This is a genomic window from Paraliomyxa miuraensis, from assembly GCF_026337845.1.
Lineage (GTDB): Bacteria > Myxococcota_A > Polyangia > Nannocystales > Nannocystaceae > Paraliomyxa > Paraliomyxa miuraensis.
Window position 1 is genome coordinate 176151 of record NZ_JAOVZF010000162.1, and the last position, 16418, is coordinate 192568.

Annotated in this window: 17 protein-coding genes; 12 read left to right on the top strand and 5 right to left on the bottom strand. The window is 69.2% G+C overall.

Annotated features, from left to right (window positions below):
- Nucleotides 1-3 precede the first annotated feature (3 nt).
- On the bottom strand, nucleotides 4-630 hold the full coding sequence (locus tag OEB96_RS38400; protein ID WP_266221869.1) for a hypothetical protein: 627 nt from the start codon (nucleotides 628-630) through the stop codon (nucleotides 4-6).
- 86 nt (nucleotides 631-716) lie between these two features.
- Between OEB96_RS38400 and selD the strand changes: the two genes are divergently transcribed.
- Nucleotides 717-1772 (top strand): selenide, water dikinase SelD, encoded by a 1056-nt coding sequence (gene selD, locus OEB96_RS38405; RefSeq protein WP_266221870.1) that lies wholly within the window; start codon nucleotides 717-719, stop codon nucleotides 1770-1772.
- Nucleotides 1773-1790: 18 nt separating this feature from the next.
- Here selD and OEB96_RS38410 read toward each other — a convergent pair whose 3' ends face one another.
- On the bottom strand, nucleotides 1791-2372 hold the full coding sequence (locus OEB96_RS38410) for a peroxiredoxin family protein (RefSeq protein ID WP_266221871.1): 582 nt from the start codon (nucleotides 2370-2372) through the stop codon (nucleotides 1791-1793).
- Nucleotides 2373-2604: 232 nt separating this feature from the next.
- Nucleotides 2605-3435: a class I SAM-dependent methyltransferase gene (locus OEB96_RS38415; RefSeq protein WP_266221872.1), complete on the bottom strand. Its 831-nt coding sequence runs from the start codon at nucleotides 3433-3435 to the stop codon at nucleotides 2605-2607.
- A gap of 183 nt (nucleotides 3436-3618) precedes the next feature.
- Between OEB96_RS38415 and OEB96_RS38420 the strand changes: the two genes are divergently transcribed.
- Nucleotides 3619-4575, top strand: a complete 957-nt coding sequence (locus tag OEB96_RS38420; protein ID WP_266221873.1) for a hypothetical protein — start codon at nucleotides 3619-3621, stop codon at nucleotides 4573-4575.
- Here OEB96_RS38420 and OEB96_RS38430 read toward each other — a convergent pair.
- Nucleotides 4572-5627, bottom strand: coding sequence for an MBL fold metallo-hydrolase (locus tag OEB96_RS38430; RefSeq protein WP_323137476.1), 1056 nt, complete (start codon nucleotides 5625-5627; stop codon nucleotides 4572-4574). The two genes, OEB96_RS38420 and OEB96_RS38430, sit on opposite strands and share 4 nt — an antisense overlap.
- A gap of 330 nt (nucleotides 5628-5957) precedes the next feature.
- Between OEB96_RS38430 and OEB96_RS38435 the strand changes: the two genes are divergently transcribed.
- The 7 genes from OEB96_RS38435 to OEB96_RS38465 all read left to right on the top strand — a co-directional run bounded on the left by OEB96_RS38435 (nucleotide 5958) and on the right by OEB96_RS38465 (nucleotide 14042).
- Nucleotides 5958-8291: a type VI secretion system Vgr family protein gene (locus tag OEB96_RS38435; RefSeq protein WP_266221874.1), complete on the top strand. Its 2334-nt coding sequence runs from the start codon at nucleotides 5958-5960 to the stop codon at nucleotides 8289-8291.
- Between the two features lie 13 nt (nucleotides 8292-8304).
- Nucleotides 8305-8802 carry a DUF3592 domain-containing protein gene (locus OEB96_RS38440; protein ID WP_266221875.1) on the top strand — a complete coding sequence of 166 codons (498 nt, stop codon included), beginning with the start codon at nucleotides 8305-8307 and terminating at the stop codon, nucleotides 8800-8802.
- 24 nt (nucleotides 8803-8826) lie between these two features.
- A complete protein-coding gene (locus OEB96_RS38445) occupies nucleotides 8827-11550 on the top strand; it encodes a DUF2169 family type VI secretion system accessory protein (protein WP_266221876.1) in 2724 nt (907 codons plus the stop codon).
- Nucleotides 11547-12638, top strand: a complete 1092-nt coding sequence (locus OEB96_RS38450; protein WP_266221877.1) for a pentapeptide repeat-containing protein — start codon at nucleotides 11547-11549, stop codon at nucleotides 12636-12638. Before OEB96_RS38445 ends, OEB96_RS38450 begins: the two co-directional genes overlap by 4 nt.
- Before the next feature lie 7 nt (nucleotides 12639-12645).
- Nucleotides 12646-13323: a DUF3540 domain-containing protein gene (locus OEB96_RS38455; protein ID WP_266221878.1), complete on the top strand. Its 678-nt coding sequence runs from the start codon at nucleotides 12646-12648 to the stop codon at nucleotides 13321-13323.
- A 13-nt stretch (nucleotides 13324-13336) separates the two neighbouring features.
- Nucleotides 13337-13732 (top strand): DUF4150 domain-containing protein, encoded by a 396-nt coding sequence (locus OEB96_RS38460; protein WP_266221879.1) that lies wholly within the window; start codon nucleotides 13337-13339, stop codon nucleotides 13730-13732.
- Between the two features lie 124 nt (nucleotides 13733-13856).
- A complete protein-coding gene (locus OEB96_RS38465) occupies nucleotides 13857-14042 on the top strand; it encodes a hypothetical protein (RefSeq protein WP_266221880.1) in 186 nt (61 codons plus the stop codon).
- Between the two features lie 27 nt (nucleotides 14043-14069).
- Here OEB96_RS38465 and OEB96_RS38470 read toward each other — a convergent pair whose 3' ends face one another.
- Nucleotides 14070-14252: a hypothetical protein gene (locus tag OEB96_RS38470; protein ID WP_266221881.1), complete on the bottom strand. Its 183-nt coding sequence runs from the start codon at nucleotides 14250-14252 to the stop codon at nucleotides 14070-14072.
- A gap of 153 nt (nucleotides 14253-14405) precedes the next feature.
- Between OEB96_RS38470 and OEB96_RS38475 the strand changes: the two genes are divergently transcribed.
- The 3 genes from OEB96_RS38475 to OEB96_RS38485 all read left to right on the top strand — a co-directional run bounded on the left by OEB96_RS38475 (nucleotide 14406) and on the right by OEB96_RS38485 (nucleotide 16365).
- Entirely contained in the window at nucleotides 14406-14762 is a 357-nt protein-coding gene (locus OEB96_RS38475; RefSeq protein ID WP_266221882.1) for a hypothetical protein, read from the top strand.
- A gap of 72 nt (nucleotides 14763-14834) precedes the next feature.
- On the top strand, nucleotides 14835-15329 hold the full coding sequence (locus OEB96_RS38480; RefSeq protein WP_266221883.1) for a hypothetical protein: 495 nt from the start codon (nucleotides 14835-14837) through the stop codon (nucleotides 15327-15329).
- A 160-nt stretch (nucleotides 15330-15489) separates the two neighbouring features.
- Nucleotides 15490-16365: a fumarylacetoacetate hydrolase family protein gene (locus tag OEB96_RS38485; protein WP_266221884.1), complete on the top strand. Its 876-nt coding sequence runs from the start codon at nucleotides 15490-15492 to the stop codon at nucleotides 16363-16365.
- The last annotated feature ends 53 nt before the right edge of the window (nucleotides 16366-16418 follow it).

Here is a 16418-nt window from a genome sequence, read left to right on the forward strand (position 1 = left end):
CGGCTACCTCGTCACCTGCGCGCGCAGCTTCCTGGCCATGCGCCGGGCTGGTTCGAAGAGCAGCTCGGTCACCACGTTGGTGCAGTAGGTCAGCGTGATCGACAGCGGGGTGAAGGCATAGACGCTCACGTGCTGCTGGAGCTGCGGCTTGTCGGCCCGCGGTCCGGCGTAGATCCGTACCGGCCTGGCGATGCCGTAGATCTCGTTCATGCGATTGTCGTAGCCGAGCCCGAGGATGTGGCTGCGGCCCATCCGCACGCAATCGTGCACGATTCGCGGCCACAGCACCATGGCGGAGACGGCCTGGCTGATCGCGGGTGCCTTCCAGATCGCCACGAGCTCGCACTGCGTGGGCTCGGGGTGCCGCGCCAGCCAGTCCTCGCGCACGGCCGGGGGCAGCGGTCCGAGCAGCAGCAGCGGCGACGTGGCATTGATGACGAACCCTCCGACCAGCTCGCCGCGAGCGTCGAACAGCCCGGTCACGCGGGCGCGCTCGAGGTAGGCTTCCTCGACGGTGGTCTCGATCCTGCCCTTCGAGCGCTCGCGCACGCAGGTCTCGTAGCGGTGCTTGAACGAGCGTCGAGCGCTCGAGGACTCGATTGGTTCGAAGTGATGGCGGCCCCGAATCATGACTCGTGATCGTAGAGGGCCAGGGGGACCGGTGCAGGCCCGCGTCGCGGTCGCTGGCGTTGGCTCGTATACTCCCGCGCACGTCCATGGCCATTCGACTGACGAAGACCGCCAAGCGGGCCGGCTGCGCCGCCAAGCAGCCTCCCGGCTACCTGTTTCCGCTGCTGCAGCGCCTCCCCCCCGTCACCGATCCGCAGGTGCTGGTGGGCAGCGCCACCGCCGACGATGCCGCGGTGTATCGGCTCGACGACGAGCGGGCGCTGGTGCTGACCACCGACTTCTTCACCCCGATCGTCGACGACCCCTACGACTTCGGGGCGGTCGCGGCCGCCAACGCGCTCAGCGACGTGTATGCCATGGGCGGTCGGCCGCTGACGGCGCTGAACCTGGTGGGCTTTCCGGCCGAGCTCGAGGTCGAGATCCTGGGCGAGATCCTCCGCGGCGGCGCCGAGAAGGCCCGGGAGGCGGGCATCGATCTCGTGGGTGGTCACACCATCAAGAGCGAGGAGCCGATCTACGGGCTGGCGGTGACGGGCCTGGTGCACCCGCAGCGCGTGGTGAGCAACGCGGGTGGTCGGCCCGGCGACCGCTTGATCCTCACCAAGCCCATCGGCACCGGAATCGTGACCACCGCGGCCAAGAACGACGAGGACTCGCTCGGGGCGATCGGGGATGCGATCGCGGTGATGGCCACCCTCAACCGAGCCGCGGCCGAGGCGATGATCGCGGTCGGGGTGGGAGAGGCCGGAGTCCATGCGGCGACCGACATCACGGGCTTCGGCCTGCTGGGGCACCTACGCAACATCGTGCGGGCCTCCGGCTGCGGGGCGGTGATCGAGCGGGCGCGGGTTCCGGTGCTCGAGGCGGCACTGACCTACGTGGGTCAGGGGATCGCCCCGGGGGGCACTCACGCCAACCGACGCTTCCTGGCCGAGTCGGTCGCGTGGGGCGAGGGCCTGCAGGAAGCCGACGAGCTGCTGCTGTGCGATGCCCAGACCTCGGGGGGCCTGCTCATCGCCGTGGCGTCCGAGCGCAGCGAGGCGCTCATGAGCGCGCTGCACGAGCGCGGGGTGCAGCACGCCACCTGCGTGGGCGAGCTGTGCGAGGCGCCGTTGGGACCCAAGCCGATTGCGGTGCGCTAGCCCGCCCGCGCCCGGCCTTCAGCGTGGAGCCCAGCCTTCGGGCAGCTCGAGCCCGGCGTTCGACACCGAGCGCAGCAGCCGAGGGCGCGTGCGCGCCACGGAGCGCATGCGCTCCTCGACCAGCAGGCTGCCGATGGCGGCGCCGACGAGCAGATCGGAGGGGCGCCCGAACACGTGCGCCCGCACCAGGCCCTCGCGATCGATGAGCACCAGCGACGGCGTGCCCGCAAAGCCGTAGGCATCGGTGAGGCGGAGCTGGCCGTCGAAGTCGGGGTCGTCGAACCCCACCGGGATCTCCACCCCGTACTCGGTGAGGAACTGGTCGAGCACTCGCGGCTTGACGGGATCGTCGTGATCGAACGCGACGTGGAGCCCGAGGACCTCGACGTGCTCGGACTCGAACGAGGCCCGGATGCGCGCGGCCTGGGGCAGGGCATGGAGCACGCAGCCGGGGCAGACCATCTGGAAGGCCACCAGGACCACGACCTTGCCGCGGAGCTCGTCGAGCGAGGGTGCCCGCTCGGTGTTGAACCACAGGCTCCCGGCCAGCGCCGGGGCGGGGTGGGCCTCGAGGGTGTCGTGCAGCCAGATGCGCTCCATGGGGTCTCCTAAGGGTCAGGGAAGCGAAGGCTCGGCTCGTGCGCGACGTGGCCGAGGGCCGCCAATGCCACCGGGTTGGACTGCCAATGGATCGTCGCCACGGTGCGCCCGATTACGTGTCGCGAGCGACCCAATCATCAAGCTATCCGGGGCTCCCAACCCCGTCAAGGTAGGGTTTCCGCTCAAATTCGAGGGGTGTCCCCGATGAGGCCGTAACGGCCGTAGCGGAGACCTAGCGATCGGCGATCTTCAGCTCGAGGATGTACTGGTACGGCAGCGTGTCGTGATCCAAGCGGGTCACCGCGAGGCCAGCCTGGCGGAGCTCGGTGGCCAGTGCATCCGCATCGATGCGCATCGCGGGGGGAGGTCCCGGCACGTCGTCGGGGGCGTCCTTCTCGAAGTCCACGATCACCACGCGGCCTCCCTCGAGCAGCTGGCTCGCCACCTTGCGGAAGAAGGCGGGGCGATCCGCGATGTGGTGGGCCACGTCGCACATGAACGCGATGTCGACCGCCTCCGGCAGCGCAGGGTCGTCGGGTTTGCCCTGAACGGGTACGAGATTGCCAAGGCCTTCCTTGGTCGCACGTTCGCCCATGTATCGCACCATGTCGGGCTCGATGTCGTTGGCGAGCACCTTGCCTCGGGGTACGCGTCGAGCGAAGTGCACCGCGAAGTAGCCCGTGCCCGCGCCGAGGTCGGCCACCACGGCGTCCGGGGCGGGAGCGATGAAGTCGAGCACGGCTTGCGGTCGCTGCCACTGGTCGCGCGAGGGATCGTCGAAGTGCTTGGCCCACTCCTCGGCGTCTTCGAAGCGATGGTCGTGTGCATGTCCGTGTCCATCGTGCGCTGCATTGGGGCCGCCTGCGTGATGGCCGTGGTGCGCGTGGCCGCCGTGCGCGTGGCCGTGGTGCGCGTGGCCGCCGTGCGCGTGCTCGCTCGGGCTCGCGCCCTGGTTCGGGTCGGGGGCGGTGGTCGGACCGGGACCCTTGGCACAGCCGGAGGGGAGCGGCGAGACGCCGAGGAGGCAGCAGAGCGAGGGAAGGGCGAGGCCTTTGCGGCTCATGGCCCGGGAGGGTAGCAGGGTGATAGGATCGCCCGTGGCCTGGACAGGAGCAGGGGGATGAGCACGCGAAGGAGCATGCTTTTGGGGGCGCTGGTTTGCACCGTGGTCGCATGTGGCACCCAAGCGGGTGAGGACGACACTTCGTCGGAGGCCAGCACCAACGGCCCGATGCTGACGACGGCCATGCCCACGACCACGGGCGAGGATCCCTCGACCTCGGGCATGCCGATGACCACCGCGATGACGACGATGGCCGATGCAACCACGGCCGGCAGCAGCGAGGGCGAGGTCGACACCGGGCCCACGGTCTACTTCGACCTCGGGATCATTCCCGAGGCGCCGATGTCCGAAGGGCCGTGCGGCAAGGTCGACTTCTTGTTCGTGATCGACAACTCGGGCTCGATGTACGAGGAGCAGGTCAACCTGGTCAACAGCTTCCCCGGGTTCATCGCGGCGATCCAGGGCACGCTCGACACGGTCGAGGAGTACAACCTCGGCGTGGTCACGACCGACGCCTACTCCTACAACAACGCGGTGCCGGGCTGCAGCGTGTTGGGTGGCCTGGTGACCAAGACCGGCGGCGGCCAGTCGAGCAACATGGTGTGTGGGCCCTACGACGCGGGCAACAACTACATGACGGAGATCGATGATCTCGCGGTCAGCTTTGCCTGTGCGGCGCAGGTGGGCACCAGCGGCAACGGCTACGAGCTCACCATGCAGGCCATGCTGGACGCGGTCGATCCGTCGTTGCCCCTGGCCATGGCCGGCGGGTGCAACGAAGGCTTCATTCGCGAGGATGCGCTGCTCGTGCTCGTGATCATCACCGATGAGTACGACGGGGTGGGCGACCCGGAGGGCATGACGTCGGCGGGCACCCCGGGGGACTGGTACGACGCGGTGGTCGCCGCCAAGGGGGGCATCCCCGAGAACGTGGTGGTGGTCTCGCTGGTCAACGCGGTGGGCGGCCCATGCCCGCCCGGATCGACCGTCTACGACGGGGTCAACATCGTCGACTTCACCAACATGTTCGGCGCCAACGGCCTGGTGGGCGGGGTATGCGAGCTGGACTACAGCCCCGTGTTCACCCAAGCCGTCTCGGTCATCGACGTGGCCTGCGACAACTTCATGCCGCCGAATTAGCCGGTGACCTTGGGGAGGTTGGCTTCGTTCCAGGCCAGCATGCCGCCGCGCATGCTGGCGACCTCGCGAAAGCCCAGCTCGCGCAGGGCGTGGGCGGCGTGGAGGCTGCGGCCGCCCGAGCGGCAGATGGTGACGACGGGCTGACCGGGCTCCCAGCTCTTGGCGGTCTCGGGCACCGCGGCCAGCGGGGCCAGCACGGCGCCCGCGACTCGGCCGAGCTCGCCGTGGAATTCGTCGCGCTCGCGCACGTCGACCAGGAACACGCTCTGCGCGTTGGCGGCCACCCACGCGGGCTCGACCTCGACCACCTCGCCGGGAACGAACGGCGATCCGCCGGGCGACGCCTCGGCGGTGGCGAGCGCGCGCACGCCACAGTTGAGGTTGGCGGGGACCGCCACGTCGATCTTCTTGGGCTGGGCGAGCCGCAGGTTGCTCATGATCTCCACGAACTCCTCCTCGGTCTTGCCGCCGCCCAGGCGAGGGTTGTGCGTGCGTTCCTCGCCCACCGAGCTGGCGGTGCACCCCCGGTAGTCGTGGCCGGGGTAGACGAGCGTGCGGTCGGGCAGCGAGAACAGCTTGTCGTGCACGGAGCGGTAGAGCGCGTGCGAGTCGCCCTGCTGGAAGTCGGTGCGCCCGCAGCCGCGGATGAGCAAGGCATCGCCGGTGAACACCATCGACTCGTCGTCGAGCACGAAGCTCAGGCAGCCGCTGGTGTGGCCCGGGGTGGTGCGCACGAGGAGGGCGTGTCGGCCGAACGACACCCGATCGCCATCGACGACGTGCACGTCGCCGCAGCCGGCCCCGCCCTCGGCCGCGACCACCGAGCGCGTGCCCAGGCGCTGGCGGATCTCCGAGGCCCCGGTGATGTGATCGGCGTGGACGTGGGTCTCGAGCGTGTGGACGAGCTCGAGCCCGAGCTCGGCCACGAGCTGGAGATCGCGATCGACCTGCTCCTTGACCGGGTCGATGAGCACGGCCTCGCGCGTGTCCTCGTCCGCGAGCAAGTAGGTGTAGGTGGAGGTTTCGGCGTCGTAGAGCTGGCGGAACAACATGGCGAGGGTCCTCTCCATCGGGGTGGTGCGGGGCTCGAGCGGCGTGGGGCTGGGACGAGACGGTGAAGTGGACGGGGTCGACGCCGATGCGCGCCCACGAGCGGGTACGGTTCATCATGTAGCGCACGGGACCCTCGAGGCCAGCAACGCGCACGCCAGGGCGCGAGAACGCCCCGGCGCGGGCTCGCACGCTCCCTACGAGTCCTTCCATGAGTCCCCCCTTGCGAGCGCTCAGGAGCCCCCTCATGAGCGCGTACGCCCGCTCACGGCGGTTGACAGTGGGTCCGAATCGACGCTATCCGACCCAGGGCGGAAAATGGACGTAGTGCGATGGCAGCAGCCATCTCCGCGCGTGGTGAGGTCCTCATGAGCGACGGCGAGATGCAACCGGTGCGCATCAATCTCTGGCCCTCGGTCGACACCGCCGAGTGGTTGGTCTCGGGGATGGTGTTCTCCGAGCGCTTCAACGAACCCTACATGATTCGTCTGCAGCTGGTCACGCACGACCTCACGGCCGAGCCGGCCGTGCTGCTGGGGACCTCGGTGACCATCACCGTGGAGCGCGGGGCGCAGTGCCGCGACCTGTGCGGGATCGTCTACTCCGTCGAGGACGGGTCGATCGACCACGACGACATGATCACCACCATCGTGGTGGTCCCCGCCCTGCTGGCCCTGGGGCAGCGCAAGACCAGCCGCATCTTCCAGGACATGACGGTGCCGCAGATCCTCCAGGAGGTGCTCGACGAGGGGCTCTCGCCCTACGAGCGCACCGCCGATCAGAGCTTCTTGTCGGGTGAGTACCCGCCGCAGGAGTACACGGTGCAGTACCGTGAGACCGATCTGGCGTTCGTGGAGCGGCTGATGGAGGAGAACGGCATCGGCTACTACTTCGAGCACGAGGGAGAGGCGGAGATCCTCGAGCTGTTCGACAGCGATGCGGCCTACTCCCCGCTGCAGAGCTTCGGCAACAACGAAGGCGTGCTGCCGATGGTCACGCGCGACGGCAGCCCGGCCATGCACGAGAACATCTACGACTTCTCCCGGGGCTCCAAGCTGCAGCCCACCGTCGCCCGCACCATGGTGTTCGACTGGCTCGCGCCCGGCTCGCTGCAGAAGGCCGAGAACGCCGAGGTCGCCGGGCTGACCTCGCCCAACGGCGGGGCGCTCGCGCCCGAGCGCGAGATCTACGAGCACGAGGAGCCGACCACCCTCTACGGCTATCGCAGCGAGGGGCTCGACTTCGCGGCCGTGGAGCGCCAGACCCTGCTGCGCCGCCAGCTCCACCAGCGCGACGCGGTGCGCTGCCGCGGGACGAGCACCGCCACCCTGCTCACGCCGGCCACCAAGGTCGAGCTGGTCGACCATCCCCAGGAGGATCTCGACGGCCAGTACCTGGTGGTGTCCGTGGAGCACCGAGCCGGGAGCCTGGGCCAGGGCGACGTTCCCGGCGAGCACTACGTCAACCGCTTCGAGGTGCTCCCCATCGCCACCTCGTGGCGGCCGGCTCGCCATCGCCCGCGGCCGCGGATCAGCGGCATGCAGACGGCCACCGTGGTCGGGCCGGCGGGGGAGGAGATCTACACGGACGAGCACGGCCGCATCAAGGTGCAGTTCCACTGGGATCGGGGCGGGGCGAGCGACGAGAACAGCTCGTGCTTCATCCGGGTGGTGCAGCCGTGGTCGGGCAACGGCTGGGGCTTCGTGTTCCTGCCGCGCATCGGCATGGAGGTGGCGGTGACCTTCATCGACGGTGATCCCGACCGTCCGGTGGTCACGGGGTGCCTCTACAACGGCTCTCACTCCACGCCCTACCCGCTGCCCGACGAGAAGACCAAGAGCACCATCAAGTCCAACAGCACCCCGGGAGGGGGCGGCTTCAACGAGCTGCGCTTCGAGGACGCGGCCGGGGCCGAGGAGATCTTCCTGCACGCGCAAAAGGACTTCAACGAGAAGGTCCTCAACGATCACGACACCGAGGTCGACCACGATCAGACCAACACGGTGCACAACAACCAAACCGAGATCGTCGACGTGGATCAGCAGATGACGGTGGGGGGCAACCGCACCGTGCACGTCAAGGGCAACTTCGAGGAGACGGTCGACGGCACGGAGACGCGCACGGTGACCGGCGACGTGACCGAGACGTTCTCGGCCAACGAGACGCGCGACATCTCGTCCAACCAGACCGAGACCATCGGCGGCAGCGTGTCCCACACGATCTCGGGCAGCCAGACCGACTCGATCACCGGCTCGCTGAGCCAGACGATCACCGGCGGGGTCTCGGTGACCACGCCTGCCACCTACGAGGTCACCGCGGTCGGGGGCATCACCATGACCGCGGCCGCGGGCATGAAGATGATCGCCCCCGGAGGCTTCACCGTGCTCGCGCCGGGCGGCACCAAGACCGTGGACCAGGACTTCTGGAAGTTCGGCGGCGGGCAGGGCGATGCGTTCAGCTGGCAGATCGGCATCGCCGCCATCAAGCTCGACCTGGTGGGGATGGCCATGGCCCACACCAACATCAAGATGGAGCACACCGGGATGGCGCTCACCTTCACCACGGCCGAGGCCAGCAACATCCCCGCCGAGATCAAGACCGTGGGTCAGGCGCTGCAGCAGGGCTACGTCGGCTTGCATACCTTCGGCCTGTTGTCGATCCTTTGAGCGAAGGCCGAGCATGACGGACGCTTCCGAATCCTCCGACTCCAACGCCGACGCCAAGGCCGAAGGCTCCACGCCGTCCAACGCCAGCAACCCGGCGCGCTTCGTGCCGTTCGTGGTGCTCGGGGTGATCCTCACCGTGGCGAGCCTCGTGTTCGGCAGCCAGATGTGCGCCACGCAGCACCAGAACCAGCTGCTGCGCAGCGGTGAGCCGGCGGTCGCCGAGATCCTCGAGGTGGTCGACACGGGCAATCGCTACAACCGCAACCCCGAGGTCGAATTCACGCTGAAGGTGACGCCCCAGACCGGCGAGCCCTACGACGCCAAGATCACCCTGGTGCTCGATGCCCGGGAGCTGCAGGAGTACGAGCGCGGGGCCAAGCTCGACGTTCGCTACGACGCCGCCGACCCGTACGACATCGCCATCGCGGGGCTGTGGGAAGAGGGGGCGGACGCGAAGGCGGACACCAAGGCGGACGCGAAGGTCGAGGCCGCGCCGGCACCTACTCCCTGATCCCTGATCCCTTCGTGAGGCCACGTGAAGGTCATCAAGCCAGGCAAGCTCGGGGTGCTCAGTCGCTGCTTCGAGCACGAGCGCAAGTTCCACCTGGGGGTCTCGGTGCTGGCCTTCGTGCCGCTCGGGCTGCCGGGCACCACCCTGCTCTCCGAGGTGGAGATGTGGAAGGTGGTGGCGCCGCGGCTGGGGGCCGAGGGGGCGCTCGACATGGCGATCCCCAAGCTGCGCAGCGAGTTCCTGATCAACGGCATCGTGTACGCCCCCCGCGGCGTGCCCCAGCCCAAGGTGCCGGTGCGGGCCGAGGTGGGCACCATCCAGACCATCAAGAAGGATGCGCTGGTCCATGGCGATCGCTACTGGATCGGCAGCAACCCCAGCAATCCGCTGCCGTTCACCGAGATGCCGCTGTCGTGGGAGAAGGCCTACGGCGGCCCGGACTTCGCCAAGAATCCGCTGGGCAAGGGCGCGGTCGAGGTCGAGGTCAACGGCGTCAAGATGCGCCCCTTGCCCAACGTGGAGTCGCCTCGGGAGCTCTGCGATCACCCGCGCCGGCGGCCCGAGCCGGTGGGCTTCGGGGCGGTCGACATCAGCTGGCCGCAGCGCCGCTCGATGGCCGGCACCCATGATCAGCGCTGGCTCGAGAACGAGTTCCCCGGGTTCGCGCGCGACATCGACTGGGGCATCCACAACCTGGCCTCGCGCGACCAGCAGCGCGAGGAGCCCTGGGAGGGCGGCGAGGCCTATCGGTTCGACAACCTGCACCCGACTTTGCCCCACATCACCGGTACGCTGCCTCGTGTGCGGGCCCGGGTGTTCCTGAGCCGCTCGCATGCGATGGGGCAGGAGCGGCCGAGCTTCGGTGCCCACAAGGCGGCAGCGAGGCGTGTTCCCACCCGGCTCGAGGAGGTGGAGCTGAAGCTGCGGACCCTGTGGTTCCTTCCCGATCTCGAGCGTGCGGTGCTGGTGTGGACGGGCTCGACGCGCGTGGCCGAGGAAGACGGCGCCGACGTGGTGCAGCTGGTGGCGGCGGCCGAGCACGGCGAGCGGCCCAAGCCGGTCGAGCACTACGTGCGTGCGGTGGTCGATCGCCTCGACCCCGAGTATGGCCTCATCGCCGCGCTGCGCGAGCACGAGCTGCTGCCCGAGGATCTCGATCCGCTGCCCGACGAGCCGCCCGACGAGGACCAGGAGCTGGCGGCGCTCGAGGGGCTGACCCAGCAGAACCTCCATCGCCGCATGGTGGCCGAGACCGAGAAGGCGCGGGAGATCGTCGCCAGCCACGGGCTCGATCCCGACGTGCACGGGCCCACGATGCCGCAGCCGCCGCCCAAGCAGCCCAAGCTGGACGAGCTGCCCGACATCATCGCGAAGATCAAGGAGGACGCGGCCAAGGAGCAGGCGAAGATCGAGGCACGGCGGGACCAGGCGATGGCCGACATCGCGGTCGAGGTGGACGAGGCCGGCATCGAGGGCTTCACCAGCGAGACGCTCGAGAAGGAGATGAAGGCCGACAAGATCGGTCCGCCCACCTGGACCGCGGCCGGGCAGCTCGCCGACCTCGAGCGCATCGCGGTGGAGTGCCGGATGCAGGGGCACATCGCCGACGAGCTCGAGGAGATCGTGCGCGACGAGGCGATGTTCGAGCAGTGGCTCGCGGCCGAGCGCGACATGATGGCGGCCTACCGCAAGACCGCCCACTACCAGACCGCGGCGCCGCCGATGCCCGCGTCGCTGCACGAGTCCACGCGCGAGCGCGTGCTGCAGGCGGTGGCGGCGGGCGAGGACTTCGGCACCTTGAACTTCACCGGAGCCACCCTGCAGGGCATGGACCTGCGGGGGGCCGATCTGCGCCGGGCCTTGTTCGAGAGTGCCGATCTGCGGGGGGCCGATCTGCGCGGGGCTCGGCTCGACGAGGCCGTGCTCGCCCACGCGTGCCTGGCCGATGCGCGCTTCGACGGGGCGTGCCTGCGCGAGGCCAACCTGGGCAAGGCGCAGCTCGAGGGCACGGTGCTCGACGATGCCGATCTGCGGGACGCGATCCTGGCCGAGGCCGAGCTGCAGGGGGCCAAGCTGCGCCGCGCGACCCTGACCGGCGCGATGCTCTACAAGGTGCGGCTTTGCGAGGTCGACGCGGCCGGGCTCGTGGGCGAGCAGCTCGCGCTGCTCGAGGCCGTGCTCGAGCGGGTCGACTTTCGCGGGGCGAAGCTGCCGCGGACCACGTTCTCCAAGGCCGACCTGCGCGGCTCGAGCTTCGGTGGTGCCGAGCTCCAGTCGTGCACGTTCCTGGCCTGCGATCTGCGAGAGGTGAGCCTGTTCGGGGCCAAGCTCGGCAATGCGCGGTTCGTGGAGGAGTGCCAGCTCGACGGCGCCATGCTCGGTGAGGCCGATCTGACCGGGGCGAACCTGCGCGGGACCTCGCTGGTGGGGGCCGATCTGCGCAAGGCCACGCTCGACGATGCCGATCTGTGCGAGTGCAACCTGGCCGGAGCCAAGCTCTACCAGGCGGTGGCGCGCCGGACTCGCTTCGAGGTGTCCGACCTGCGCAACGCCGAGCTGATGTCGGCCAACCTCATGCACGCGAGCCTTGCCCGGGCCACGATCCAGGGAGCGGATCTGCGGGGGGCCAATCTCTACGGCGCCGACATGGCGCGAGTCCGGGGCGATGCCGAGGTCAAGCTCGACATGGCCACGCTGGTCAAGGTTCGCATCCACCCGCGCCACGTCGCGCAGAAGGCCGAGACATGACCCTGCGCATGGACGATCCCACCCAGTGGTCGCCGCCGCAGAGCGGCGAGGAGCTCGGCCGTCGGATCCACGCCGGTCGCGAGCTCCGCCAGCTCGACCTCTCGGGTCGTGACTTTCGCGGCCTCGCGGGTGGCGGCGCGGTGTTCCACGAGGTGGATTTCACCGGCACCAACCTCGACGGAGCCGATCTGCGCGAGGCCGCCTTCGTTGGGTGCAAGCTCGACGGCGCCAGCCTGGTCGAGGCCAACCTCCACCAGGCCACGCTGATGAAGTGCAGCCTCGAGCGCGCCGATCTGCAGCGAGCACGGCTGACGGGGACCAAGATCTACGAGGCCCAGGCGGGAGGCCTCGACCTGCGGGCGGCCGATCTGCGGACCACGGTGTTCAGCAAGTGCGCGCTGGGAGGCGCGCGCATGGTGGCGGCCAAGCTCGTGCGCTGCGCCTTCCTCGAGTGCACGCTCGAGGGCGCCGACGTGCGCAACACCCCGCTCGACTCGGTCACGCTCCTGGGCGTCGATCTGCGCGAGGTGCTGGTGGAGGGGGCGAGCTTCGAGCGCGTGACCCTCATCAAGGCCAACCTCGCGGGCATGCACCTCGCGGGCATGTGCCTGGTGCAGTCGCAATTGACGGAGGCCGATCTCAGCGGCTGCGACCTGCGCGGGGCCGATCTCACCGGGGCGGGCTTGACGGGCGCCAACCTCGGTGAGGCCGTGCTGGCCGAGGCCACCGCACCCAATGCCCTGTTCGTGGGCGCCAACCTGAGCAAGGCCGACCTGCGCAAGACCAAGCTGCGGCAGGCGCTGTTCGTGGACGCGGTGCTCGAGCAGGCCCGCTGCGTGGCCGCGGACATGGTCCAGTGCATCCTGCACCGGGCCAAGTGTGGCGAGGCGGTGTTCTCGGGCGCCGATCTGACCTATGCCGACTTCTCCGAGGCCGACATCCACGCCTGCGACTTCACCGGTGCGAAGATGTTTCGCGCCAACCTCCACGCGGTCGACGACCGCGACGCCGTGATCCCCAACCGTTCCGTGACCCTCGGTACCGACCCCGAGCTCGCCGCCGCGCAGCGCTGGCGACCCAAGCTGTGAGGACCCCATGACCGTGAACGCCCGCGAGCTGCAGCTCGTCCCTCCCTCTTCCGAGCCCACGCCTGACTCGCCGCGACCGCCGCGCTCGGGCCAGGCCACGGTGACCGGCCGCGACGAGCGTGGCCTGGTGCTCGACGGCGACGAGCCGCGGATCGCCGAGCGAGCGGCGAGCTGCTTGCTCGAGCCGATGGTGGGCGACCGCGTGTGGTTCGTGGAAGAAGGCGAGGAGTGCTTCGTGACCGCGGTGCTGCGTCGCGCCGAGGGGGCCGGCCCGGCCCGCCTGCGGGTGGACGGCGACGCCGAGCTGTGCGCCGACGGCAAGCTCTCGGTGACCGGCGACGCGCTCGAGCTGCACGGGCGCCAGCGGGTCGATCTACACGCCGACGAGCTGCTGCTGCGTGCCCGGCAGGGGCGTGCGCTGGTCGACGAGTGCTCGATGGTCCTGCGCGAGCTGTTCGCCCACGCGGGGCAGGCCACGGTGGTGGGCACGATGGTCGAGCTCCTGGCCGAGCACGTGCGCTCGCACAGCAAGACCAGCCGCAAGGTGGTCGAGCAGCTCGATCACCTGCAGGCCGGCCACATCGAGCACCGTGCCACCGAGGTCGCGCAGCTCTCGGGCAAGCAGACCCTCATCAACGGCGCCGAGCTGATCAAGGCCGACGGCGGACAGATCCACCTGGGCTGAAGGAGACGATCCGATGTTTGCGAACACGCAGATGATGGGCATGGACATGGGCTTCCCCGACGTGTGCCTCACGCCCACGCCGGCCGGCCCGGTACCGATTCCCTACCCGAACATCACGGCGGGGCCGATGGGCGTGCCCGCGGCCTACAACGTCTTGTTCATGTGCGCGCCGGCCCACAACATGTCGACCACGATTCCCCTGACCAACGGCGACAACGCCGGCGTGGCCACGGGCGTGGCGTCGGGCATGGTCATGGGTCCCTCGCGGCACCTCACGGGCGCCTTCACCACGCTCGTGGGGGGAATGCCCGCGACGCGGATGACCAGCGCTTCGCTGCAGAACTCCACCAACTGCTCGGGCATGCGGTTGGTGCCGAGCCAGGTGAAGGTGTTGATCTTGTCGCCTTGAGCGTACGGGCCCCGCGGGACCAGAGCGGTCGCTCTCGGTTCCTAGGGTGCCGGAAGCGCCCCTACACGGGGGCTTTTCCCAGCGTTGCCAACGGGCTACGCTTGGAAGCGGAGGCGATCGGACCATGGACGAGCGTCGAGGCAGCGACCAGAGATTTCGCGAGATCACGCGTGAGGAATTCATGCGCGACGCATCCACCGCCTTCCGATGCGCGGATCGGGAGGGTCAGGTGGTCATCACGAAAGCCGACGGTAGTCCCTATGCGGTGCTCGCGGTCCCGCGAGAGCCCATCGACTTCGAGCTGGACTGACCGGGTCCTCTTCCTTCTCGAATTTCCCTACTGCACATGGATCAGGGGCATCCTGCCGTCGAGCAGTTCCGAAGGTGGTTGGCGGCGGGCCTCGCGGGGTGTTGGTTTGCGGCTCGCCTTGCCCATGGTGAGGGGCGGCTTCGTTTCTACAACTTGCTCGATGACGCAGCCGACGACCTCGCCGAGGAACTCGACGGATTCTTCGACCAAGCGGCGGAGTACGGCAGTGTTCCCGTGGCCTTGTTCCCGCGCATACGAAGCGCGACGGGGACGGCGCGTTTGGTGAGGCTCTTGCGTCAAGGAAAGCGGTGGTCCGCCAAGGCCGTTTCGTGGCGCCATCACCCGCGAGAGCACGACGCGTGCTTGGTGGGGCTCGAATGGCGCACGAAGGCGGGCCTCAGGTCGCAGGTGATGGGCTTTGCCCCGCTGGGATCGATGCCGGTCAGTCGCCGGAGCCCCTACGTGGCGTTGTCCGCTTGGCCGGGTGGTCACGACAACGAATTCTTCGATCGGGGGCACGCCCAGAGCGTGAGCTTCGCCGACGCGCCAACCGGGCTGCGGAGTCGCGAGCAACATGATGACCTGTGGCGGAAGTCCGAGGCGGCGACCTGCCGGCTGGCCAGCGATCCCGCCGACGATGTCGAGCGGATGCGACGGGTCGCCTTTTGCATTCCTCGTGTCGAGCTGCTTGCCGAGAATCCCGACTTCCTGACGCATTGAATTCGGTCGTTCGAACCCGCAGCGTGCAGCCGCTGGCATGTCGAACGGCCGCCCTGCTATCGTGGCAGACGCATGCGCGCATCGGTGCCGATCCTCTCGTGCTTCGTCTCGCTCGCCGCGTGCACGCAGACCGACACGACCCCTGCGGGCCCGCTGGGCCAGTTCGACCTGCGTTCGAAGCTGCCCGAGGGCGTGACGGTCCCCGAGACCCTCGAGGAGCACGAGGCCACGCTGGCGGTGTGCGACGTGAAGGACGATCCCTTCGAGCCGGCCGGCGTGCACATCGTCTGGCACGCCTTCTCGCTCGCCAACGGCGACGCCCACGTCGTCGACGTCTCGCTCTCACTGGTCACGCCCTCGGAGAGGGCCCAGATCTCGACCAAGGGCGAGCCGACCGTCGGCAGCATCAACCTCGAGCCCGGCGCGCCCTGGGTGGCGGTGGCGCTCTTGACCATCGCGTGCCAGCGCAAGGCGTTCTCGTTCCCCAGGAAGTACTCGCAATCGCTGCTCGACTCGATCCAGATCGTGGCCGATGGACGCGTGCTCGATGGGGTCGTGATCGACTGAAGCCGGGAGCATGCGCCCGCGATGATCGGGCCCAGGAGTGCACCGAGGGCCGTGGGCCGAAGCCACCGCATGCGCGCGGAGGATGACGCGAGAGCGAGCCCACGGGGCCGTGCGCGAGGTCCCCTTGCCAACGAGGCCGGGTCGGGCGAGGTTTTGGACCATGGCCGATCGCACTGGATGGGTGGGGCGCGTGAGGGTGCCCGGAGAGCCGAGGGAACGCGTGGTGCGGCTTTGGACCGACGGAGCGGCTCCCGGTCCTCGCACCGAGGTGGAGGAGATCGAGGATCCCTTTGCCGCCGCGATCCCGTGGAAGGGAGGAGATTCCCGGGCCAACGCGCAGACCCTGGCGCTCACGGCCCCCGCCATCGCCGGAGGTCTGCGGGGTCCGCTCGAGCAGTACACGCTCGCGCCTCCCGTGCGCCCGGGCAAGATCATCTGCGTGGGCCGCAACTATCGCGCTCACGCCGAGGAAATGGGCAACGATGTGCCCGAGGAGCCGATCCTGTTCTTCAAGCCGAGCACGGCGCTGCTGGGCTCGGGCCAGCCGCTGTCGCTGCCGCGGGGCTACCAGCGCATCGACATGGAATCCGAGCTGGTGGCGGTGATCGGTCGGCAGGCGTGCCAGGTGGCGCGCGACGAGGCGCTGCAGTACGTGGCCGGCTACACGCTCGGCAACGACGTGTCCAACCGCGATCTGCAGCGGGGCGACAAGCTGTGGACCCGGGGCAAGGGCTTCGACGGCTTCGCCCCCTGCGGGCCGTTCGTGCGGCTGTGGCCGCTCTCCACCCCGCTGCCCGACGACGCCCGCATTCGCGGCTTCCTCGACGACGAGCCCCGCCAGGACTCGGCCCTGGGGCTGATGATCTTCGACCTCGCGTTCGTGCTGAGCTACGTCAGCCGGGTGATGACCCTCGAGCCCGGTGACCTCGTGTACACGGGCACCCCCGAGGGGGTCTCGGCGCTCGAGCCCGGGCAGGTGGTGCGGATCGAGCTCCAGGGCGTCGATCTGGGGAGCCTGGTCACGCCGTTGGTGTGAGCGCCCAGGGCCGATGGACCAGCGTTGACAGGTCGGGGCCAGCCACCGACGAT

Excerpts from the sequence above, each read along its gene's own strand:
- OEB96_RS38465 (WP_266221880.1), top strand. The coding sequence starts at position 13,857 with ATGGACGAGCGTCGAGGCAGCGACCAGAGATTTCGCGAGATCACGCGT.
- selD (WP_266221870.1), top strand. The coding sequence starts at position 717 with ATGGCCATTCGACTGACGAAGACCGCCAAGCGGGCCGGCTGCGCCGCC.
- OEB96_RS38420 (WP_266221873.1), top strand. The coding sequence starts at position 3,619 with ATGCCCACGACCACGGGCGAGGATCCCTCGACCTCGGGCATGCCGATG.
- OEB96_RS38460 (WP_266221879.1), top strand. The coding sequence starts at position 13,337 with ATGTTTGCGAACACGCAGATGATGGGCATGGACATGGGCTTCCCCGAC.
- OEB96_RS38415 (WP_266221872.1), bottom strand. The coding sequence starts at position 3,435 with ATGAGCCGCAAAGGCCTCGCCCTTCCCTCGCTCTGCTGCCTCCTCGGC.
- OEB96_RS38410 (WP_266221871.1), bottom strand. The coding sequence starts at position 2,372 with ATGGAGCGCATCTGGCTGCACGACACCCTCGAGGCCCACCCCGCCCCG.
- OEB96_RS38480 (WP_266221883.1), top strand. The coding sequence starts at position 14,835 with ATGCGCGCATCGGTGCCGATCCTCTCGTGCTTCGTCTCGCTCGCCGCG.
- OEB96_RS38430 (WP_323137476.1), bottom strand. The coding sequence starts at position 5,627 with ATGTTGTTCCGCCAGCTCTACGACGCCGAAACCTCCACCTACACCTAC.
- OEB96_RS38485 (WP_266221884.1), top strand. The coding sequence starts at position 15,490 with ATGGCCGATCGCACTGGATGGGTGGGGCGCGTGAGGGTGCCCGGAGAG.
- OEB96_RS38450 (WP_266221877.1), top strand. The coding sequence starts at position 11,547 with ATGACCCTGCGCATGGACGATCCCACCCAGTGGTCGCCGCCGCAGAGC.
- OEB96_RS38435 (WP_266221874.1), top strand. The coding sequence starts at position 5,958 with ATGGCAGCAGCCATCTCCGCGCGTGGTGAGGTCCTCATGAGCGACGGC.
- OEB96_RS38440 (WP_266221875.1), top strand. The coding sequence starts at position 8,305 with ATGACGGACGCTTCCGAATCCTCCGACTCCAACGCCGACGCCAAGGCC.
- OEB96_RS38400 (WP_266221869.1), bottom strand. The coding sequence starts at position 630 with ATGATTCGGGGCCGCCATCACTTCGAACCAATCGAGTCCTCGAGCGCT.
- OEB96_RS38455 (WP_266221878.1), top strand. The coding sequence starts at position 12,646 with ATGACCGTGAACGCCCGCGAGCTGCAGCTCGTCCCTCCCTCTTCCGAG.